General features: G+C 39.2%; 20 protein-coding genes. 4 read left to right on the forward strand and 16 right to left on the reverse strand.

What is annotated here, in order from left to right:
- Positions 1-7: 7 nt before the first annotated feature.
- From nifW to ASL19_RS05315, 16 genes are all read right to left on the reverse strand, one after another.
- On the reverse strand, positions 8-325 hold the full coding sequence (gene nifW, locus ASL19_RS05240; RefSeq protein WP_006278570.1) for a nitrogenase-stabilizing/protective protein NifW: 318 nt from the start codon (positions 323-325) through the stop codon (positions 8-10).
- Complete coding sequence (locus tag ASL19_RS05245; RefSeq protein ID WP_006278571.1) at positions 325-522, reverse strand: CCE_0567 family metalloprotein; 198 nt, start codon at positions 520-522, stop codon at positions 325-327. The genes nifW and ASL19_RS05245 overlap by 1 nt, the downstream gene beginning before the upstream one ends.
- A gap of 69 nt (positions 523-591) precedes the next feature.
- Positions 592-1056 (reverse strand): NifX-associated nitrogen fixation protein, encoded by a 465-nt coding sequence (locus ASL19_RS05250; RefSeq protein ID WP_057177529.1) that lies wholly within the window; start codon positions 1054-1056, stop codon positions 592-594.
- Positions 1053-1472 carry a nitrogen fixation protein NifX gene (nifX, locus tag ASL19_RS05255; RefSeq protein ID WP_006278573.1) on the reverse strand — a complete coding sequence of 140 codons (420 nt, stop codon included), beginning with the start codon at positions 1470-1472 and terminating at the stop codon, positions 1053-1055. Before nifX ends, ASL19_RS05250 begins: the two co-directional genes overlap by 4 nt.
- A gap of 34 nt (positions 1473-1506) precedes the next feature.
- On the reverse strand, positions 1507-2838 hold the full coding sequence (nifN, locus tag ASL19_RS05260; protein ID WP_057177530.1) for a nitrogenase iron-molybdenum cofactor biosynthesis protein NifN: 1332 nt from the start codon (positions 2836-2838) through the stop codon (positions 1507-1509).
- Between the two features lie 18 nt (positions 2839-2856).
- Positions 2857-4239, reverse strand: a complete 1383-nt coding sequence (nifE, locus tag ASL19_RS05265) for a nitrogenase iron-molybdenum cofactor biosynthesis protein NifE (RefSeq protein WP_057177531.1) — start codon at positions 4237-4239, stop codon at positions 2857-2859.
- Positions 4240-4687: 448 nt separating this feature from the next.
- Positions 4688-6223, reverse strand: a complete 1536-nt coding sequence (gene nifK, locus ASL19_RS05270; RefSeq protein WP_006278576.1) for a nitrogenase molybdenum-iron protein subunit beta — start codon at positions 6221-6223, stop codon at positions 4688-4690.
- Between the two features lie 247 nt (positions 6224-6470).
- The gene (gene nifD, locus ASL19_RS05275; RefSeq protein ID WP_057177532.1) at positions 6471-7976 is read right to left on the reverse strand and encodes a nitrogenase molybdenum-iron protein alpha chain; all 1506 of its coding nucleotides are present in this window, start codon (positions 7974-7976) and stop codon (positions 6471-6473) included.
- A 116-nt stretch (positions 7977-8092) separates the two neighbouring features.
- Complete coding sequence (nifH, locus tag ASL19_RS05280; RefSeq protein ID WP_057177533.1) at positions 8093-8980, reverse strand: nitrogenase iron protein; 888 nt, start codon at positions 8978-8980, stop codon at positions 8093-8095.
- A 182-nt stretch (positions 8981-9162) separates the two neighbouring features.
- Positions 9163-10089, reverse strand: a complete 927-nt coding sequence (gene nifU, locus ASL19_RS05285; RefSeq protein ID WP_057177534.1) for a Fe-S cluster assembly protein NifU — start codon at positions 10087-10089, stop codon at positions 9163-9165.
- Positions 10090-10137: 48 nt separating this feature from the next.
- Positions 10138-11343 carry a cysteine desulfurase NifS gene (gene nifS, locus ASL19_RS05290; RefSeq protein ID WP_040009945.1) on the reverse strand — a complete coding sequence of 402 codons (1206 nt, stop codon included), beginning with the start codon at positions 11341-11343 and terminating at the stop codon, positions 10138-10140.
- Between the two features lie 105 nt (positions 11344-11448).
- Complete coding sequence (locus ASL19_RS05295) at positions 11449-11787, reverse strand: 4Fe-4S binding protein (protein ID WP_006278581.1); 339 nt, start codon at positions 11785-11787, stop codon at positions 11449-11451.
- A 109-nt stretch (positions 11788-11896) separates the two neighbouring features.
- Positions 11897-13330, reverse strand: a complete 1434-nt coding sequence (nifB, locus tag ASL19_RS05300; RefSeq protein WP_006278582.1) for a nitrogenase cofactor biosynthesis protein NifB — start codon at positions 13328-13330, stop codon at positions 11897-11899.
- A gap of 411 nt (positions 13331-13741) precedes the next feature.
- Complete coding sequence (locus ASL19_RS05305; RefSeq protein WP_006278583.1) at positions 13742-14095, reverse strand: translation initiation factor; 354 nt, start codon at positions 14093-14095, stop codon at positions 13742-13744.
- A 94-nt stretch (positions 14096-14189) separates the two neighbouring features.
- Positions 14190-14846 carry a hypothetical protein gene (locus ASL19_RS05310; protein ID WP_057177535.1) on the reverse strand — a complete coding sequence of 219 codons (657 nt, stop codon included), beginning with the start codon at positions 14844-14846 and terminating at the stop codon, positions 14190-14192.
- A gap of 180 nt (positions 14847-15026) precedes the next feature.
- Complete coding sequence (locus tag ASL19_RS05315) at positions 15027-17078, reverse strand: S-layer homology domain-containing protein (protein ID WP_057177536.1); 2052 nt, start codon at positions 17076-17078, stop codon at positions 15027-15029.
- Between the two features lie 156 nt (positions 17079-17234).
- Between ASL19_RS05315 and ASL19_RS05320 the strand changes: the two genes are divergently transcribed.
- From ASL19_RS05320 to ASL19_RS05335, 4 genes are read left to right on the forward strand one after another with little or no spacing between them, the layout of a single operon-like run.
- Positions 17235-18233, forward strand: a complete 999-nt coding sequence (locus ASL19_RS05320; protein ID WP_057177537.1) for an ABC transporter ATP-binding protein — start codon at positions 17235-17237, stop codon at positions 18231-18233.
- 1 nt (position 18234) lies between these two features.
- Positions 18235-19056, forward strand: a complete 822-nt coding sequence (locus tag ASL19_RS05325; protein ID WP_276613031.1) for an ABC transporter permease — start codon at positions 18235-18237, stop codon at positions 19054-19056.
- Positions 19057-19102: 46 nt separating this feature from the next.
- Positions 19103-20680 carry a Gldg family protein gene (locus ASL19_RS05330; RefSeq protein ID WP_057177538.1) on the forward strand — a complete coding sequence of 526 codons (1578 nt, stop codon included), beginning with the start codon at positions 19103-19105 and terminating at the stop codon, positions 20678-20680.
- A gap of 38 nt (positions 20681-20718) precedes the next feature.
- The gene (locus ASL19_RS05335) at positions 20719-21366 is read left to right on the forward strand and encodes a DUF4340 domain-containing protein (protein ID WP_057177597.1); all 648 of its coding nucleotides are present in this window, start codon (positions 20719-20721) and stop codon (positions 21364-21366) included.
- The last annotated feature ends 1 nt before the right edge of the window (position 21367 follow it).

Below are 21367 nucleotides of genomic sequence, written 5' to 3' on the forward strand. Positions count from 1 at the left end.
ATACCTCCTAATCAGATATAATGTCTGTTAAAGTAACTACATTTTTCGGTTTATCATTGAACACCTTGAACAGTTTTTGTTCATGGGGTGTGGATTCCATAAAAACTTGATATGCTTGTTGCAGTGCTGTACTATATTTCTCCAATCTTTCTGAATCACTTAAATTGGGATATTCTTGATTAATTTCATACATAAATTGAGAAAACTTCTTCAAAATATGTAGACGATTAACATTAACAAAGTGTTGATCGTAAGCCAGATTAAAAAATTGAAAATATGCCTCCGCATCCACAATTTGTTTAAATTCTTCCATAGTTCTATTCATTAACTTGTCTCCATAGTTTTTAGTTGTTGTTTTAGCCGATCTAATTCTTTGTATATTTCATAGGTTTCAGCTGCAACAGTCATCAATTTTTCGTAATCTGTTGGCAGTCCTTCCGCTAAATCATGCAGATCCATTTTCATTTGACCTGCTTTACTATTTAGCCTTTTGATTGTATTTCTTAGATCTTCAATTGTCATTGCAATAGATGATGAGTAATTAGTAGACTGAGCATAGGTAGTTATGGAAAAGTTATTGAGAATCTCAAACTACAAGTTACCAACTTGTGGAAAACGTTGAGCTAAATCAATTCCTTTTTGGACAAAGTTTTGCCCCTCTTCATTTAACTTTTCCAGAGATTCAAATCCAAAACGATGGGCATCTCGTAAAGTTTTGATAGCCAACAATAGTCGCCCAGAAAAAACTAGCGCCCAACCAAAACCCTCATGACCTAATTGAATCACCACATTAGAAATCATACCAGTTTCTTGCTCAATACTAGCAGCTACAGCTCGAAAAAAGGCATTAATTCGAGCAATAGTTGCCGGATCGATTTCTCCTTCTACAGAGATTTGTTTTTTGTTCTGCTTGGTCACAACAAAGGGTTTGAGAATTAATTCATCAGACCAATTTCGATAAAAACCATAGCTATCACTAGCTCTGATCTGTTGTACCAAAGTTTTTAAAAACGGGGAGACTGTACCATTTCCGTTCACACTATTATTTTGACTCATATTGCAGCTTCGTTTTCTACTTCCTCTAAAAAATTAGATTTCTTTTGACCTAGAGCCTTCCGTAACCAAGGTGGAGGATTCCCTTTTAAGGTTTGCACTAGTTTATTTAAGATTTCGGCAATTTCTTCCTCTTCAGATTTGGCTTTTACCGGAGTCACACCATGTTTAATTAGTTTAGCGGCCGCACTACCACCAATTGCCAGAACATAAACTATAGTACAGTCATGTAAGGCCTCAAGTTTAGGGGTAATTTTATCCTCATTGCCATCTTCCTTTAACTCACCATCAAACCTGAGAGTCTCCCTAAATTCATAGCCTTGATCGGAAATTTCATAAACATCAATTTCCTTAGCCCATCCAAAATGGGCATTGACGTGAATTCTATCACTGGTCGTAAATGCAATTTTCACTTTCATTTGTCCTTTATAACTAACAACTTGAGAATTTGATTTATCCCCTATTCATTACATGTTGCCATTGTTGCATCATTAATGACTCTTCATGTTCTATAAACAGGTTGCCAATGGCAAACAGAACTTCCATAGTTCCTCGATAACCAACCTTGGTAAATAATCCATTTCCCAATCTGTCATAAATTGGTATTCCTAAACGATAAAGGGGAATACTCAGACGTTTGGCAATGGTATTTACATTAGAGTTGCCAATCAATAAATCAGATCCAACAGCTATATCTGCCAAATCTTCTAAATCCCCAATGGTGACACTTTTAATGGGTAAAATATCTAATAAGGGGGATTTAGTGGTGCTCACAGCTCCATGAATACAAGCACCCATAGACTGTAAAAACCTAATCATAGACCACATTAAATCTGGCTCTAATGCTAAAGAAATTCGTTTGGCACCTAAATAAAAATGAGTGTCTAACATCCCATCTTGTAATTGACGACGTTGACGACTATATTTTTCCGGAACCGGATTTCCACTTAATACCGACAAAGCTTGCAAAAATTCATCCACCGGTTCTAAACCTGTTAAATCTCGAAAGACCTCATAATCGGTATTAAATCTTTCTTGAAGAATTTTTGCTGCCCCGCGCATACTTTCACCCAATGCAATAGTAAAAGCTGAACTACCCACAGCACGCAGTTCTGGGAGAGTAGTCCCACTCACTGTTACCGCACGATAATCATCTTCCAGATGACCGTCTAGAGAAGCACCTAAATTGGGTACAAAAATAGGTTCTAATCCAAAGGATTTGACCATTTCTTCAATTTCTTGAATGTCCCCAGGAGTAAAAGCAGAACCGGCCAAAATGGTAATTTGCTCTGTTTTTACCCCTCCAGCTTTAGGTATTTGCTGGACAATACTTTCCACAGCAACTGCAAAACCATCTTGTAATGCACCTTTAAAATCAGGAGTAGGGGCAAAAATAATTGGTAAATGGTCTAATTCAGGATGACGTTTTCTAATTTCCTTCAAAAAACGTTCAATATCATCCCCCCTAGTTTCTGTTAATCCAGTGGTACATAATCCAATAATTTCCGGTTTAGCTTTTTCCACCAGAGTTAAAATTGCTTGTTCCACATTTTCCTCTCCCCCCAAAATGGTGGTGACTTCTGTCATAGCTGTGGTAGCTAAGGGAATTGCTTCCCGAAAATGTCGTACTAATACAACCTTAGCAAAAGCTGTACAACCTTGGGAACCATGAAATAAAGGCATTGTTCCTTTCAATCCCAGAAAAGCCAAAGCAGCTCCCAAGGCTTGACTTTGTTTTAGGGGATTAACCGAAACTGGTTTATTAGGAATAGTGACTATTGCCATAAATGTAATCTTTAATAATTAAAATGTTTCCCCATTATCCCATGGTGCTGGTTTGCGAATTTGTTCCCAGATGGGACTATATAAAGCTTCGTACAATTCTCTGGCCATTTCCACCATTCCCATATAACCAGCATAGGGATGATGACGCTCTTGATTAATATCTAAAAAGGGAATTCTTGCTTTTAATGCTGTGTACTGATTTCTGCCACCAGCTATTAACATATCAGCTTTTGTATCCCTCACTAATTTTAATAATTCCTGGGCATTACCTTTTTCTAACATAATGCCATCATTGCCTAGTAATTTCTTGATTTTAGCCTTATCCTCTTCCGTACTTTTTCTAGTACTTGTTGCCACTACTTCTATCCCTAAATCTTTAGCAGCAGAAATAATTGACCAACTTTTTACTCCCCCAGTATATAGTACCACTCGTTTACCCTTTAGTCTTTCTCTATAAGGTGCTAGAGCAATATCTAAAGCAGCAGTTTCTTCAGCAATTAATTTCTTAGTCCGTGCTTGTAATTCCCCATCTCCTAATTTAGCCGCCACATTTATTAGACAATGATTAATATCATCTATCCCATAAAATGACTCTTCAATATAGGGAATACCATAGCGTTCCTCCATTTTCCGCGCCATATTTAATAATGCCCGCGAGCAGATCATCACATTTAACTTAGCTCGATGAGCGTATGTAATTTCTTGATAACGAGCATCACCAGTAATTTTGGCAAGGACTCGAATCCCCAATTTCTCAAATAAGGGCAAAACACCCCACATTTCTCCCGCAATATTGTACTCACCAATCAAATTAATATCATATGGTGTGGTATGTTCTGGTTCACCAGTTCCCACCACATATTCCAATAAAGATTCACCTGCAAATCGATTTCCCAAATTTTTACTGCCAATAAATCCAGGAGAAATTACGGGAATCACTGGAATGCCAATTTTTTCAGCTGCTACTTTACATACTGCTTCCATATCATCGCCAATCAAAGCAGTTACACAGGTAGCGTAAACAAATACAGCTGATGGTTGATAACGTTTGTGAATTTCTAGAATGGCTTGATATAATTTTTTCTCACCTCCAAAAATTACATCATTTTCTGTTAAGTCAGTGGTGAAACCGGTCTTATACAGCATTGGTCCAGAAGACAAACTACCTCGACTCCCCCAGGAATTTCCCGCGCACGCAATTGGACCATGGACTAAATGTGCTGCATCAGTGATGGGCACTAAGGCTATCATTGCACCATCAAAAGCACAACCACCTTGAGCAGCACCGGGTTGAGCTTGTTGGGTGCAGGATTTATTTTTCTTTTGTGCTTGCTTTTTTTGATTATGTTCACACCCTGATTCATTCAGCAGTTCGTTAATTTTGCCTTGGGTCATTTTCATATTGATGTCTCGCTTTATGTCTGGTCTTGACAGTTTTTATAATTCAGTTACTTTCCAAAACTTCAAGGTTGGAAATATCTATAGACTTACTGCAAAATTCCTCTTCACATTAGATTCACACATTTCAATTCTCAAAAAAAGATATCTATTTATCCGTAACTGAATTTTTATAACAGCAATTCTTGATAATTTCGGTACTGGAGAATTTTTCCCTTGGTTTAATACCAGGTGATTCATTGAAATAGGGAATTGGGTTAATACCCAATCCCCATCCGATACTAACTTAGGGATTAGTGGCCTCAAGATGATGCTTGACAACTAAGTAGGTGGGTGGAATTAAACATGAACGTAGGTTGGGTTGAGGAACGAAACCCAACGCCCCCATGGGTTACCCTACCACTAACCTATCCTACAAATAATTGTGCCTCCCTACTTAACCGTTATTTGTCTAGCGAATTAAGTCGTAAGAAATATCTGTCTTACCAGGAACATTGGTATTGCGGTCAATTTCTTCAAAGATAGTGTTAACAATCCAGCTCAACAAGTTAATAACACCCTTGTAACCAACGGTTGCATAACGGTGGTAGTGGTGACGATCCATGATGGGATAACCAATTCTAACTAAAGGTACACCACAATCACGCCACAAATACTTACCGTAGGAGTTACCAATTAATAGGTCTACGGGTTCAGTAAACAATAGGGAACGTAAGTGCCATAAGTCCTTACCACCCCAGATTTTAGCTTCTTTACCGAATTCACTAGAATCTAGAAGACCTCTCAATTCTTTCTCAAATACTTCATTAGTGTTGTGAACCAAAATGTGTACAGGTTCAGCACCCATTTCTAGCATGAACCCAACAACACTATACACTAAGTCAGGATCACCGTAGATAGCAAAACGCTTACCATGTACCCACGCATGGGAGTCAGTCATAGCGTCAACTGCACGACCACGTTCTACTTCTAATTCAGCAGGAATTGCTTTACCAGTTAACTCGCTGAGTTTCATCAAGAATTCGTCTGTACCCTTAATACCCCAAGGACGAGAAACTTCAACTTTTTGACCCCATTCCTTAGCGATGTAGTCGCGGGTTTTGCTGGTGGAGTAAGCTTGGAGAGCAACAGTAGCTTTAGCGTTGATGGAGTCCGCTGCGTCTTCTAGTTTTGTGCCACCTGGGTACATGTTAAATTCACCATCGTTAGGTGAGTCAACATAATCACTGTTGTCAGATAACAGGGTGTAGTTAATACCCATTAGGTCAGCTATACGCTTCACTTCACGGTTGTTTTCTACATAAGTGTCGAAACCGGGGATGAAGTTGATTTTACCATTACTGGTGGCTTTCTTTTTACCTGCTGTTAGGTTAGAAAGAATACCCTTCATCATGTTGTCATAACCGGTGATGTGGGATCCTACAAAACTAGGTGTGTGTGCAAAAGGTACGGGTAAATCCTGGGGTACAGAACCAGCATTCTTAGCATTGGTGATAAATGCACCCAGGTCATCACCGATAACTTCCGCCATACAGGTGGTGCAAACTGCAATCATTTTAGGTTTGTAAAGTGTGTATGCATTTGCTAAACCATCAATCATGTTTTGCAGACCACCGAAAACCGCAGCGTCTTCAGTCATGGAAGAAGAAACGCCAGAAAATGGTTCTTTATAGTGACGGGTTAAGTGTGTACGGAAATAAGCAACGCAACCTTGAGAACCTTGAACGAAGGGAAGAGTGCCTTCAAAACCCACCGCAGCGAACATAGCACCCAAAGGTTGGCAACCTTTAGCAGGGTTAATGGTTAAAGCTTCACGAGCGAAGTTCTTTTCACGATATTCCCAGGTCTTTGTCCATTCTGCAACCCGTTGAACTTCTTCAGGGGTGTGACCATTTTCAAATTCTTTCTTGTTTTGGAACAGTTGTTGGTATTCTGGTTGGTGGAATAGTTCAACGTGATCCTTGATTTTTTCCGGATTCTGAGGCATTTCTAGTTCTCCAAGATTGCTGTATATGTTGTGTTTCTGTGGCGATATCAGTTAATTGCCCCTTTTTAAGTAGGGGGTCAGAAATGTTGCCCAAAATTCAGAATGGAAAATTCAAACTTGAGAACTTTTAATTTTGAATCTTGAATTTCTCACCCCCACTTTGCCCATATTTTCACTTATATTGGTCAGTGCTTATAGGATACTGTTTAGTATTTATGGGGGCAATTTACCCTGATATTTTCTTTGCTTAGACTGCTGCTGTAGCTTTTCTTAAAGCTTTCTTGGCAGATTTGTTCCAGGGAGCACCGATTAATCCCCAAGTTGGACTGTTGAGTGCCAAATCCATGTCACGAGCGAAAATGGCAAACCCGTCGTAACCGTGGTAAGGACCAGAATAATCCCAAGAGTGCATTTGACGGAAAGGAAGACCCATCTTTTGGAATACGTACTTCTCTTTTACTCCAGAAGCAATTAAATCTGGCTTCAGAGCTTTGATGAATTCTTCAAATTCAAAGGCAGTTACGTCGTCATAAACGATTGTGCCATTGTCAATATAGTGAGTGGTACGTTTATAGTCGTCACTGTGAGCAAACTCGTAACCTGTACCAACTAACTTCATGCCCAAATCGTTGAATGCAGGTACGACGTGACGAGGACGTAAACCACCAACCATCATGGCTACGGTTTTACCTTCCAAGCGAGGACCGTATTTAGCAATAATCGCATCCATGGAAGGCTGATACTTAGCAATTACCTTTTCAGCATTTTCTTGAATCTTAGAGTCAAATCTGGCTGCGATCGCTCTTAAAGATTCAGCAATCTTGGTAGGTCCGAAGAAATTATACTCCATCCAAGGAATACCATAAGCTTCTTCCATGTGACGACTGATATAGTTCATAGAACGATAACAGTGAATGAGGTTGATCTTCACATTAGGAGTCAACAACATTTCATTAATAGTACCGTCACCAGACCACTGAGCAACAACACGTAAACCAAGTTCTTCTAAAAGAATACGGCTAGCCCAAGCGTCGCCACCGATGTTATAATCACCAATAATTGCTACGTCATAGGGGGTAGATTCAAACTTGAGACTACCGTCTTTTTTAGCTTGATCTGCTCTGGGGAATACCCAGTCACGGATTTGGTCGTTAGCGATGTGGTGTCCCAAAGACTGAGATACCCCACGGAAACCTTCGCAACGGACAGGAACCACTGGTTTACCCAGTTCCTTAGCAGCTGTCTTAGAAACCGCTTCGATATCATCTCCAATCAAACCAATAGGACATTCAGATTGGACAGAAACACCACGGTTGAGGGGGAACAATTCTTCCAACTCTTGAATCAACTTCAATAACTTCTTGTCTCCACCAAACACAATGTCCCGTTCTTGGAAATCAGAAGTGAAGTGCATAGTACCAAAGGTATCAACACCTGTAGTACCTAAATAATAGTTACGACGACCAGACCAAGACCAGTAACCACAACCTACAGGACCATGGCTGATATGAATCATGTCCTTAATAGGACCCCAAACCACACCCTTGGAACCTGCATAAGCACAACCACGGGCGGTCATTACACCAGGTAAAGATTTGATGTTAGATTTAACACCACAATCTGTTTTACCTTCTTCATGTACATTCAGATGCTTCTCACGCTTCTTAGCAGCTTTTTCAGGGTAAGCTTGGAGAACTTCTTTAATCAGTTCTTTTCTTTCTTCAACAATCTTCTTGTTGTCTTGAGGTGTCATGTCTGTTTGCTCTTTCTAGTATTGTTTAGGTAGGGGAATCCCCAAATTTGCCAAAGAAAGGTAAAAAGGAAATTAATGTAGAGCATTCCTTTTTCCCATTTCTCAATCAATAAATACTACTTGCTTGCAGAAGCAGGCTTGCCAATTACTTCAGCGTTTTTGCTGTCATCATCAAGAATACCATACTCAATCAACAGAGCTTCTAACTCATCCATTTCCATGGGGGTAGGAATAGTTAGCTTGGTGTTATTGATGATCTTTTGACCCAATGCACGGTATTCATGAGCCTGGTTACTATCAGGTGCATACTCGTTAACTGTCATACGACGCAACTCCGCGTGTTGAACAATGTTATCACGAGGTACGAAGTGAATCATTTGGGTGTTTAAACGTTCAGCTAAGTTTTCAATCAATTCAGCTTCACGGTCAACCTTACGGCTATTACAGATTAAACCACCTAAACGCACACCACCGGAGTGAGCATATTTCAAAATACCACGAGCGATGTTGTTTGCAGCGTACATCGCCATCATTTCACCGGAGGTAACGATGTAGATTTCTTGTGCTTTACCTTCACGAATGGGCATAGCGAAACCACCACATACAACGTCACCCAATACGTCGTAGGAAACGAAGTCTAAATCTTGGTAAGCACCATTTTCTTCTAAAAAGTTAATGGCAGTGATAATACCACGACCAGCACAACCTACACCGGGTTCTGGACCACCAGATTCCACGCATTTAACACCACGGAATCCGGCCAGCATTACTTCTTCCAATTCCAGGTCTTCTACAGCACCTTTCTCAGCAGCCAAGTGCAATACGGTAGTTTGAGCTTTAGAGTGCAGCATCAAACGGGTAGAGTCAGCTTTGGGGTCGCAACCCACAATTAGAATGCGTTGGCCCATTTCAGCCATAGCTGCTAGAGTGTTTTGAGAGGTGGTAGATTTACCAATACCGCCTTTGCCGTAGAATGCTATCTGTCTAATTCTTTCGTCGCTCATTTTTCCTAGTTCCTAGTCTGAGTGGTTTACCGGTCTTTTGTGTGTCGATTTCTCACGCCTTGTATCTACGGCAGTGAGCGTGTATAGAACGTCGCGGTTTAATGGTGGCGAACGCTCTACTAGACATAGTGCTGTTCTGTTTTTCATAATATTTATTAGAATGTAAGTATTTGGCAGCAAAACTAAACTGCTTCGACGATAATTTCCTTGTTGACGCGCTCTCGTAATCTTGATTCAATGGCTATCTTTAATGTAGCGGTACTGCTAGAACATGAACCACAGGCGCCTTTAAGAATGACTTTGACCTTATTACCTTCTATGTCATACAATTCTACGTCTCCCCCGTCGGCAATTAAAACAGGTCGGACCTCTTCATCTAATACTTTTTGAATCAGAGCAATTTTCTGTACATTAGTTAGTGGTTTTTGTTGCTCTAACTGCTCTCTTAAATTATCACCTAAAGCGGAAAATTGTTGGTGACTTACCGTACCATTTCCAGAGCCTATTTCTAGAGCAAAATCCTGTTGTACTTGTTTAATTATATCATCAATTTTTGCTAAACAAGAACCGCATCCACCACCAGCTTTTACATAATTTGTAACCTGTTCGGCGCTGAACAGATTGTTTTGTCTTACTGCTTTTTTTATCTTAGCATCTGTGATGCCAAAACAACTACAAATTAGGACACCTTCATCATCGTCCTCATGGGATGCTAGTGGAATACCTCGATAATTATAAATAGCTGCTTCTAAGGCTTCTTGTCCCATGACTGAACAGTGCATTTTAGCTTCAGGTAATCCACCCAAATATGCTGCTATTTCCTTATTGGTTACTCTTAAAGCTTCATCTAAGGTGAGACCTTTCACCATTTCGGTTAACGCACTAGAAGAAGCAATGGCACTGGTACAACCAAAAGTTTGAAAACGAGCATCGAGAATTTTATCCGTAGCTTCTTCAACTTTCAAATGCAATCTTAAAGCATCACCACATGCAATACTTCCCACTTCACCAGTAGCTATCTTAACTCCAGGTTCCCTGTTATCTTCTATTGTCCCCTGGTTTTTCGGTTCGTAAAACAATTCTAATACTTTGTCTGTATAGTCCCACATAATTGTTGATTAGAGTGTTAGATTAGGAATTTGTGGATTTACCAATGACTACTTACTACTTACTAAGGATTGCTGTTGTAACCATTGTGCTTCATCATTTTTGAAGGGAGATAAGCTGCGGAGTTTTTCCACAATTTCTGGCATGACAGCTACTACCTGATCTATTTCCTCTTGGGTAGTATAGCGAGAAAGACTAAAACGAATTGAACCATGTAAGGTAGTATAAGGTAAACCCATAGCTCTTAAAACATGAGATGGTTCTAGAGAACCAGAAGTGCAAGCAGAACCGGAGGAGGCACAAATACCATGCTTATTTAAAAGCAGCAGTATGGCCTCACCTTCAATATACTTAAAACCAATATTAGAAGTATTAGGCAAACGATGATTAATATCACCATTAACTGCACAATCAGGAATTTTAGTTAATAAACTTTGTTCCAAATTATCCCGTAGTTTTCTTTCTCTTTTAGTTACCTCTTCCAAGTGCAATAATTCCAATTGAGCAGCCTTTCCTAAACCAATAATTCCTGGAACATTTTCTGTCCCTGCTCTTCTTCCCCTTTCTTGGTGTCCACCAATTAAAAAGGGACGAAATCTCACACCACGTTTTACATACAAAGCACCAATACCCTTAGGAGCATGAATTTTATGACCAGACATAGTTAACATATCAATTGTACTAGTCTTCATATTCAAGGGTAATTTTCCTACCGCTTGTACTGCATCAACATGAAATATGGCTCCATACTCTTTTACTCTAGCACCAATTTCTTCAATTGGAAATATAGTGCCGGTTTCATTATTGGCATACATAATAGTCACCAAAGCAGTGTTTCCAGTTAGGGATGCCTCTAATTCATTCAAGTCTATTTGTCCTTGACTATTAACAGATAAATAAGTAACTTCATAACCTTGGGTTTCCAATTGTTTACAAACATTCAAAACCGCTGGGTGTTCTACTTGGGAAGTGATGATATGGCGCTTATCTGGTTGAGATAACAAAGCTGCTTTAATAGCAGCATTATCACCTTCAGTTCCACAACTTGTGAAGATGATTTCTGACTCTTGAGATCCCAATAAAGCTGCAACATTTTCTCTAGCTATTTTCACATTTTTAGCCAGTTGACCCCCGAAACTATGCATACTAGAAGGATTTGCATAGTAGTCTGTTAAATAAGGTAGCATGGCTTCCAAAACCTGAGGATCTACCTTAGTAGTTGCATTATTATCCAGATAGATACAATTTTTCAACATTTCACTCATTACTTATGATTTATTGTTTATGGCTAATAAATGGTAACGGCAAATAGAAAATGTATAGCTTGGGTATTTTACTATCTACCAATTACCATCGAGTACCTAAGCTACAATTTGATGCTTCTTTAATTGCTCCCCTAACTTCTGGGAATAGGTGTTATACCAACATTCCCAATAGTCCTGTTTGTTTGTCAGTTTAGCTATGATACGATTGTAGGTAGAAAACCAAATTTCCCAATAATCTTTCGGTTGTTCTACACACCCACTAGCTGTAGGACAAACTGCTTTACATTGAGGTACAGTGTAAATTGTGTTGGCGCAGTTTGTACATCGTTGGGCATCAATAATGTGCTTACCTTCAACTTTTTCAATTGCACCATTTGGACATGCAGATACACAAAGATTGCAGGAAATGCACTGGCTAGTAATAGTGTAAGCCATGATTATTTCTCCTTGGAGATTTTGGGCTCTAACATATAGCTTTTTCCAGAACGCCTAGGAAAAGAGTTGATGGCTAAATTGCTGGATAGGCGTTCTGGTTTGGCTAGGGCTATAAATTAGCCCTTAGATACTGTTCGTAAAATTCTAGGGCAACTTTCTCAATTAAATCGTATGATTCCACAGTCTGTATACCCGCTGCATGCAATTTCTCTTTTGGACAGTTGCCAATTTTAGCAACTAAAACTGCTTGGCAATCAGCAATTGCTTTAATTATATTTTCAGCTGTTGCTTCTTCACCGTATCCACCCTGACAATATTGATCAATTCTGCGGTGACTTACATAACGAACTTCATTTCCATCCACCTCGTAGACCTGAAATTCCTTAGCATGTCCAAAGTGTTGATTAACTAACCCACCGCCTTTAGTTGCTACAGCTACCAGAATTTTTAGCTGATTGGGTATTTTTTTACCAACAGTAACTTTTTGTCTTGCCAGTTTCAGTTCTTCTCTGAATTTCTCAATACCTTCTTGCACTTGTTGACGTTTTTCTAGATCGTATTCTGGAGACATTTCCAATAATTTCTCTTTGGTAAATTCTTGGCTGCGATCTTCTCCTAATAGTCCCACCGCATCTGCTCGACACTGACGACAGTGACGCATCATTTTCATGTTGCCAGAACATTGATCTTGCACTTCCTTGAGTTCTTTATTAGTCGGACCTGGTTGACCGTTTAACCCAAAATATGTACCATGTTCTGGAGCAGAAATCAGGGGCATAATGTTATGCAGGAATGCACCTTTTTCTCTAATTACTTTGTTAACTTCTACTAGATGTTGATCATTAATTCCAGGAATCATCACGGAATTAACTTTACATAAAATATCAGCTTCTTTTAAAGCCTGCAATCCTTCCATTTGCTTCTCTAGCAAAATTCTCGCACCTTCCACACCTTTATAACGCTTCCGCTTATAGTGAACCCAGGAATAAATTTTGGCACCTATTTCTGGGTCAATGGTGTTCAAGGTAATAGTTACGTGATCTATATTTAACTGTTTGATGCGTTCAATATATTCCGGTAGCATCAAACCATTGGTTGATAAACAAAGCTTAATATCCGGCGCTTTATCCGCAATCAACTCAAAGGTACGAAATGTTTTTTCAGGATTGGCTAGGGGATCTCCCGGTCCAGCAATTCCCAAAACTGTCATTTGGGGAATTTTACTGGCAATTACTAATACCTTATGAGCAGCTTCCTCTGGTGTCAGCAGTTCACTGACTACCCCAGGACGACTTTCGTTGGCACAATCGTATTTGCGGTTACAATAGTTACATTGAATATTGCATGCGGGAGCTACTGCTACATGCATTCTTGCATAATGGTGATGTGCTTCCTCACTATAACAAGGATGTTTAGCAATCCGCTCTTTGAGTTTTTCGTCCATTTCTGAGGTTGTTGTGCTGTCGCAACCACAACCACCAGATTTACCTGTGGGAGGTTCCTGTGGGGAGGAAGTGAGAATTCCTGTGGCCGGTAGTGTCATTGAATTTCACAAGGGTTCGGTGGAATGGTGCACTCACTTTTCGCAGTTGATTTGTTAAGGAGCGTTAAGTGATTGGCGATAAATGATTTATAGCAGCACTTTTTATGCTCCATTTATCCGTCCCTAGGATAGAATTTATTGGATTTATTACTGATGTACTCAAATGTAATCATCCCACTAAATATCAGGGTGATAAAAATTAAATCTTTTTTTTTGGGTAGGGGTGCTAGTATTTTGTTAGTGGGGTGCGAGTATTTGTCATACAGGGCTCAGGATTTCTTTGTACTCGTCTACAACTCAACACCTAAACGCCGTTTGGCAGTTTTCTTCTTCTCAGGGAATTACATTTTTTATGTACTCATAGCAAAAACGTTAAAAATCATGAAAGTGGGCTTCATACAGCAGTGATGGTCAACCACCGCTAATCTTAGCCTTGTAACCCAGTTTCAACAAAATCTCTAAAATTTTCTGTTTATGATCCCCCTGAATCTCAATTTCGTTTTCTTTCAAGGTTCCCCCTGTACCACATTGGGCTTTTAATTGCTTCAACAAATTTATAAGGTTTTCTTGTTTATTTTTAAATCCGCTAATTAAGGTCACTGTTTTACCTTTTCTTCCTGCGCGGGTAGCTTGTATCCTGATGTTTTGTTGGTTAGGGGGTAGTTCGGGAACAGGACGTTCTAGAGCTTCCGATGAATCCTTGCCAAATTCCCGGTAGACGATTCGATTGTGGGATTTTAATTTGTCTGATTTGTCCTCGGACATACGAATAAAAAAATAGTAGTTTTCCAGTTTTCAACAGTCTAGCAAATTATCTTAATTATATAACTACCAGTAATCAATTAAGAAGCAATTTTGCCTAGTTGATAGTCATAGCTATAAGTTTAGACGTAAATAATTCCGAATTGTTGGTACTTTCGGGTGTAAATTGACCAATTGGAGGGTGATTAATATTAACGGGTATTACTTCTGATAAAGGTTCCGGTGCAGATAAGCTTTCATGATTAATTACATCTTTTAAAGGCGCACTACTATTATATGGAAAATTTCTCGTCTGGGGTAGTATGGGAGGTGATGCTAGATAGGTTTCCATAAATAAATCTTCCGATAAATCATTATTCTGAAAGTGATAATTATCAGAGTGGGAGGACACTTTTTTAACTCCATTACGTGGACGGGCCAAGTTTAATGATGTTCCAACAGATAAAACAGTACCCGAGTCCTGCTTGAGAATTTGTGGGAACTTGTTACAAATCATTCGTTCAAATTCCGTATTGAAATGATAATAGACGCATCCTCTTCGTTGCCAAAATGTCAATATTTGCTGCACTGAGATTGCTTTATACCGTCCCTGATATAGAGCTTCTATAATTCCTATATGTAACCAATCATGGGGATATTCTTTACCCCAGTAGGTAACTAGGTCAATGGCAGTGTGTCCATTCAAGTCAAAACCATAGTGGACTAATAAGTTAACTGCTAATTCATCATAAGGACTGGGGAATTTTGTTAGCATGGGGTCTTAATTTTCCAGGGATGATTTCTGGGTAGTAACCTTTAGGCGATAAGTGTCAGTCTTTCTGTCAACATTTCACTGGTTGTATTTACTTCAATGTATTGTGAGCTACAGGACGATTTTTGTATAACATAGATGTTACATATTCTAATGGTTAGTCCCAGAATAAACCATTAAAAATCAACTCTCAGCAATGGGTTTAACCCTTTTTATAGCTAATAGTGCCTGATATGTCATAGCTGCTACCTCTGCTCTGGTAGCTTCCTTTGTGGGTGACAGTATTTTTGGATCTGGATAATTGATAACTATATTTTGTTGACTTGCTGCGATCACAGCCACTTTGGCATATTCTGGGATAGCATTTTTATCCGTATAACTAAGGGAAGAGTGATTCTGGTTAGGAACCAGTCCCAGTCCGTTCACCAGAGAGACAATGACTTGTATTCTCTGGATGTTTTGATCGGGACGAAAAGTCCGGTCACTAAATCCAGCAATAAATCCTCCACTAGAAGCTATCTGAATAGCTTTGACCGCCCAAAAGTCACTGGGAATGTCTATAAAATCCACAGTTGGTCGTTTAGCTACCGGGTTGAAAGCAGCTGCTATTAAAGCTGCATACTGAGATCTGGTCATGGGTTTATCTGGTTGATAACTACCGTCAGCAAAACCACTGGTAAGATTCATGCTAACTAATGCTCTAATATATGCTTCTGCCCAGTGCCCCACTAAATCAGAAAAAGAAGGTTGTTCCTTGTCGGGTTTGACAATGTAAGGGGAAGCTATAGCTTCTGCTTCACCTTTAGCCACTAAAGCTTGGTAAATTAGGGTTGCTACTTCCGCACGGGTTATTTCTCTCAGGGGTTCCAATAAATCTGTCTGAGGATAATTCAGGACTAGCAGTTTTTGAGTGGCAATGGTTGTTGCATTAATGGCATAACTAGGAATTTGTGCGCGATCGCCATAAATTAGTAAACCATTAGGATTGCTGCCAGTGAGTTTTAAGCCATTAACAATAGATACTATAGCTTGAACCCTAGTTAAGTTTTGTCCTGGTCTAAAAGTACCATCAGGAAAACCACTTAAAAAACCCCCATCAGCTGCACTAGCAATAGCTGAATTAGCCCAGAAATCGGTTCTAACATCTTTAAACCTATTTAGATTCTGACTATCTGGTAGTTGAAAAGTTTTCTTAACCAAGGCCGCATATTGGGCACGAGTAATAGGTGTATTAGGTTGAAAAGTGCCATCAGGAAAACCGCCAATAAACCCCTTTGCTACTAAAGCTGTAATAAAAGCTGTAGCCCAGTGTGCATAAAGGTCAGAGAAGCTACTACTGATAACTGGAATAATTGTATCATTGGTGGCTGCTACCAGTTCTAACAATCCTTTAATCTGAGACGTATTGAGTTGATTACCTACGGAAATTAGACTTTGAGATGAACTATTTTGAACATCAAAATTTTCCTGTTCCCGAAAAATATTGCCTGCAGGATCCTGTGGTTTGCCAAGGTCAGGGATGGCATTACCATTAATTGATAAACCACATTGGGTATTTTGATAAATTAAATTCCCCCGCAATACTGGACTAGCATCGCGGGAGATTGCCATTCCGATTTGGTTTTTCCCCAACTTGTTATTAGCAATCAAAGGTGCGGCTAAATCCGTAATAGCTATTCCCACAGGATTATTTTCAAACACATTGCGCAAAACCTCTCCCTTGCTAGAACGTGCCATCATTAAACCGCTGGCAATATTCTGTATAAAAACATTATTCAAAATCGCCGGTTTAGATTGACCAGTACTCAATATTCCTTCCCGACCACATTTACACAAAGTATTATTAGCTAAGGTTGGTGCTGCGGATTCAATCCAAATTCCAGTTCCTTTACTTACAGAGTTAGTGACCGTTATACCCAGTATACTTCCATTACCGGAAAATAACAAGGTAATGTTTTGTAGACCAAAACTGGGACTTTGATATTCACCCCCTCCGGTAATAATAATCCCTTCACCCTTTTTAGACTCATTACCCAGCAGCACAACTCCTTGGGGGATAACCAGGGGAAAAATCTCCCGGGTTTGGGTACTATAGCTTCCCTCAGACAAGCGTATAATTCCTGGAGATGGGATAGTTTTTAAGGCACGGGTGATAGTTTTAAATGGACTCAACTGTGAACCATTATTGCTATCATTACCGGTTATAGGATTTACATATAATGAAGCAAGTTTCATAATACACGTTAACACCTAAAAAGTAGTAATATAATATAAATAGTATAGGATTTGCCATCAAAATTAGAGAATAAAAACGCCCCATAAGACAATTTTTCCGCGAGTATAATAGAGTAGAAAAATTATGCCGTCTTCAACCTTGTCAGTATACAATTCATGATAGAAGTTGATCACCTGAGTAAAATATATGGTTCTACCCTTGCAATCACAGATGTCACCTTCAAAGTAGAACCCGGTGAAATTCTGGGATTTTTGGGTCCTAATGGTGCAGGTAAAACCACAACCATGAGGATTTTGGCCGGTTATCTCCCCCCTAGTAAGGGAACGGTTAAAATTGCTGGATATGATGTCCAGGATAATTCCCTAGCAGTACGCCAAAAAATCGGTTATTTGCCAGAGACACCTCCCTTATACCCCGAAATGACTGTGGAAGGTTTTTTGTACTTCGTGGCTCAAATTAAAGGTATTCCAGCAGGCGATCGCCCGACAAAAGTGAAAGCTGCCATGGCCAGGTGCAATATTACAGAAAAGCGTCAAGTAATTATTCGTAAGCTTTCCAAGGGATTTCGTCAAAGAGTGGGAATAGCCCAGGCCATTGTTCACGATCCCCCGGCTATTATTCTGGATGAACCCACGGTGGGATTAGATCCCAGACAAATTATCGAAGTGCGAAACCTGATTAAAAGTTTAGCGGGTACACACACCATTATTCTTTCCACTCACATTCTCCCGGAAGTAAGTATGACCTGTAACCGAGTAGCCATTATTAACCGTGGTCAAATCGTGGCTACTAACAGTCCAGAAAACCTGATGACAAAGTTAACACAAGGTTCTGGTTATGAGCTGACTATTTCTGGGGAAGTTGACCTGGCTAAACAAGTTTTACAAAATATACCGGGGGTAAGTTTAGTAGAATCCATGCCTAACTTGAGTACATGTCAGAATCCTATTCTGCGTGTTTTATCAGAACCAGGATCGAATTTGGGAAATTATATAGCATCTGCATTAATTCACGGTGGATTTGAGTTACACGAAATGCGTCGAATTGGTGCTAGTCTAGAAGATGTATTTTTGAGACTCACTACTGAAGAAAAAATCTTATCTCAGTTTGTAGAAGCGAAAGACCTAGCACAAACCTCAGGAGACAACATTTAATATGGGTAATATAGCTATCATAATTCCTAATATAATTGCCATTTATCGACGAGAATTACAAAGTTATTTTGTATCACCATTAGCTTATGGAATAGCGGGAATATTTTGGTTTATTGCCAGTGTATTTTTCATACTTATACTATTAGGTCCGGGAGGGATTTTACCTACAGTTGCCATGTATGATTTACAAGGACAACAATTTGGAGTACCCATTCCTCCCATAGACGTACCATACGAGTTTATTAGGGCATTCTTAGATCGGATAAGTTGGTTATTATTATTTGTGTTACCTATTCTTTCCATGGGACTTTACGCAGAAGAAAGGAAATTAGGAACCTTAGAATTGTTAGCCACCTCACCAATTACTAATTGGGCGGTAGCTCTAGGTAAACTGTTGGGAGTTTTAACCTTTTTCATCAGTATGATCTTACCAATAATAGGACTACAGATCATAGTCATTAGCGAATCAAGTCCATCCATATCTTTGGTCATTCCTTTAATTAGCAATCTAGGACTAATACTCCTAGCTGCGTCAATTTTATCCTTGGGAATGTTCATTTCCTCCTTAACAAGTAGCACTGTTTTAGCAGCAATCTTGACCTTTGTAGTGGTTATCCTAATCTTATTAATAGAGTCCCTATCACAAGCATTACCAGGCTTACTAGGACAAATTCTCAGTTATCTATCCCTGTTAAAACACTACAACACCTTAATCAAGGGAATTTTAGATAGCAGTAGCTTCATACTATTTGCCAGCTATATTATTCTGGGAATTTTTCTGACTGCTCAATCAATAGATGCTCTGCGTTTTCAACGCCAATAGTCACCTTAGTAAGAGTCACAATCATCGGAGATTTACATAACTAAAAATGAGACAAGTACTTAAAATCAACTTCATCAAACCACTGATTGTATTCGGATTCTTATTAGGACCATTCTTTTTGGCTCTGGGGTTAACGATTGGCACTACATCCCAATGGACTATTCTCCCTCTAGGGTTTATTACTGCTGGGGTGGTAATTTGTCTTTTTTGGGTACTGGTGCAAGCTCACAAAAGTCAGTTTTGGCAACAACGTTCTACCCAGTCAAACACCAATGCTGTAATTGCCATATTAGCTGTCCTAACAATTCTAGGATTAATCAATTTTTTAGGTAATCGCTATCACATTCGGTTAGACCTAACAGAAACCCAGTTATTTACCCTAGCGCCCCAATCTCAAGAAATACTGCGCACCTTACCTGAACCAGCCAAACTTTGGTTATTCACTAGGGAAAAAAATCCAGAGGATCAAGAATTACTAAAAAGGTATGGTCAACAAAATCCCCAATTTAGCTTTGAATATGTTGATCCTCAAACGAGACCAGGTTTGGCAGAAAAATTTGGAGTCAATGATTTTGGTAAAGTGTATCTTGAATATAATAATAAACATCAGTTGGTACAAAATGTGAATGAAAATGAACGTCTATCAGAAGTCAAGTTAACCAGTCAACTACAAAAGATTATCAGCAACGATTCTCCTAAAGTTTACCTTTTACAAGGTCACGGTGAATTAGAAATTGCCAACTCTAAAAATCCTGAGAATTCCATATCCCAAGCTATTCAAGGATTAACAGATAATAATTTTACCCCTCTAGCTCTAAGCTTAACCCAACAAACTACAGTCCCTGCAGACGCTGGGGTTGTGGTAATTGCCAGTCCCAAACGGGAATTATTGCCAGGTGAAATTACAGCTTTGGAAAACTATCTGAATATTGGTGGCAATCTTATGCTCATGATTGACCCAAATCATGACCCAAAACTTGATACTTTACTAAAAAGTTGGGGTGTGCAATTAGACAACCGATTGGCTATTGATATCACTGGAGGAAATTTAGGACTAGGACCTGCTTCTCCTTTGATTACCGAATATGGACAACACCCCATCACCCAGGATTTTCGCAACGGTATTTCTTTTTATCCTATCGCACGTCCTATTCTTGTAGAACCTACTCCTGGTATCCAGTCTACCCCTCTACTCAGAACTAAAGCATATCCTGATAGTTGGGCTGAAAGTGATCAAGAAAACGAAAAGCTGGAGTTTAACGAAGGTAAGGATTTAAAGGGTCCTTTAACATTAGGTGTAGCATTAACTAAGAAGTTAGCATCTCCCATGCAGGAAAATTCCCCAGCTAAGACTCGAGAATCTCGATTGGTTATTTTTGGCAATTCACAGTTTGCCAGGGATGGGTTATTTCAGCAACAATTGAATGGAGATGTATTTCTCAATTCAGTTAGTTGGTTGAGTCAAAAAGAGGAACAACCTTTGTCCATTCGACCCAAGGAACAAACAAACCGTCGGATTATTATGTCGAATATGAAAGCCAATTTGCTGGGTGTTTCCTCTCTACTAATTTTACCTCTCATTGGGTTTTTGAGCAGTGTTGTTATATGGTGGTTCAGAAGATAATTGATAATTGTTTATTTTTCTTACCTTTTTGGAGCAAAATGAAGCGCACGACTTTAGTTTTAGTAATTTTAGCCCTAGCTTTAGGTGGTTTTGTCTACTTTGATGAAATGAAACGCAAGAGTCAATTAGAACAAGTTGCACAAAATACCCAAAAACAAATAAATCAACCTAACAATTCTCAAGAATCTAATCAACGGGAAAAAAAGCAAATTTTTTCTTTTAATACCGGTGATATTCAGTCAATAACCATTAAAACCCAAGACTATACATTGGATTTAGAACAGAGGAGCAAATCCGAACCGCCAAATTGGTTAGTGAAACTACCTCCATCCACTACGCCCAAGCCAGCACAAAAAGCCATAGTTTCCTATTTGACAGATTTATTGACTAAGGGTAAAACTGAAAATATCATCCCCGTCCCAGTTAGCCGATTAAGCGAGTTTGGACTAGATAAACCTTTTGCGGTTATTGATATTAAACTTCAAAGTCAAGAAAAGCATCAACTCGTTCTTGGTAAACCTAACTTTAATAATACTTTATTATATGCAAAAGTTAATTGTACTGATAGCAATAGTCAAAGTATAGAGGTTTTGTTGGTATCTAAGGATTTTGCAAATGCGGTAAATAGACAATTATCTGAGTGGGAGGAACCTACCTTGTCATCCTCCGATAATCTCCCAAACTAAC

The organism is Cylindrospermopsis sp. CR12, assembly GCF_001432185.1.
Lineage (GTDB): Bacteria > Cyanobacteriota > Cyanobacteriia > Cyanobacteriales > Nostocaceae > Raphidiopsis > Raphidiopsis raciborskii.

Excerpts from the sequence above, each read along its gene's own strand:
- ASL19_RS05325 (WP_276613031.1), top strand. The coding sequence starts at position 18,235 with ATGGGTAATATAGCTATCATAATTCCTAATATAATTGCCATTTATCGA.
- ASL19_RS05330 (WP_057177538.1), top strand. The coding sequence starts at position 19,103 with ATGAGACAAGTACTTAAAATCAACTTCATCAAACCACTGATTGTATTC.
- nifX (WP_006278573.1), bottom strand. The coding sequence starts at position 1,472 with ATGAAAGTGAAAATTGCATTTACGACCAGTGATAGAATTCACGTCAAT.
- ASL19_RS05315 (WP_057177536.1), bottom strand. The coding sequence starts at position 17,078 with ATGAAACTTGCTTCATTATATGTAAATCCTATAACCGGTAATGATAGC.
- nifW (WP_006278570.1), bottom strand. The coding sequence starts at position 325 with ATGAATAGAACTATGGAAGAATTTAAACAAATTGTGGATGCGGAGGCA.
- nifB (WP_006278582.1), bottom strand. The coding sequence starts at position 13,330 with ATGACACTACCGGCCACAGGAATTCTCACTTCCTCCCCACAGGAACCT.
- nifU (WP_057177534.1), bottom strand. The coding sequence starts at position 10,089 with ATGTGGGACTATACAGACAAAGTATTAGAATTGTTTTACGAACCGAAA.
- ASL19_RS05310 (WP_057177535.1), bottom strand. The coding sequence starts at position 14,846 with ATGCTAACAAAATTCCCCAGTCCTTATGATGAATTAGCAGTTAACTTA.
- ASL19_RS05295 (WP_006278581.1), bottom strand. The coding sequence starts at position 11,787 with ATGGCTTACACTATTACTAGCCAGTGCATTTCCTGCAATCTTTGTGTA.
- ASL19_RS05335 (WP_057177597.1), top strand. The coding sequence starts at position 20,719 with ATGAAGCGCACGACTTTAGTTTTAGTAATTTTAGCCCTAGCTTTAGGT.
- ASL19_RS05320 (WP_057177537.1), top strand. The coding sequence starts at position 17,235 with ATGATAGAAGTTGATCACCTGAGTAAAATATATGGTTCTACCCTTGCA.
- ASL19_RS05245 (WP_006278571.1), bottom strand. The coding sequence starts at position 522 with ATGACAATTGAAGATCTAAGAAATACAATCAAAAGGCTAAATAGTAAA.
- nifH (WP_057177533.1), bottom strand. The coding sequence starts at position 8,980 with ATGAGCGACGAAAGAATTAGACAGATAGCATTCTACGGCAAAGGCGGT.
- nifK (WP_006278576.1), bottom strand. The coding sequence starts at position 6,223 with ATGCCTCAGAATCCGGAAAAAATCAAGGATCACGTTGAACTATTCCAC.
- nifS (WP_040009945.1), bottom strand. The coding sequence starts at position 11,343 with ATGTTGAAAAATTGTATCTATCTGGATAATAATGCAACTACTAAGGTA.
- ASL19_RS05305 (WP_006278583.1), bottom strand. The coding sequence starts at position 14,095 with ATGTCCGAGGACAAATCAGACAAATTAAAATCCCACAATCGAATCGTC.
- nifN (WP_057177530.1), bottom strand. The coding sequence starts at position 2,838 with ATGGCAATAGTCACTATTCCTAATAAACCAGTTTCGGTTAATCCCCTA.
- nifE (WP_057177531.1), bottom strand. The coding sequence starts at position 4,239 with ATGAAAATGACCCAAGGCAAAATTAACGAACTGCTGAATGAATCAGGG.
- ASL19_RS05250 (WP_057177529.1), bottom strand. The coding sequence starts at position 1,056 with ATGAGTCAAAATAATAGTGTGAACGGAAATGGTACAGTCTCCCCGTTT.
- nifD (WP_057177532.1), bottom strand. The coding sequence starts at position 7,976 with ATGACACCTCAAGACAACAAGAAGATTGTTGAAGAAAGAAAAGAACTG.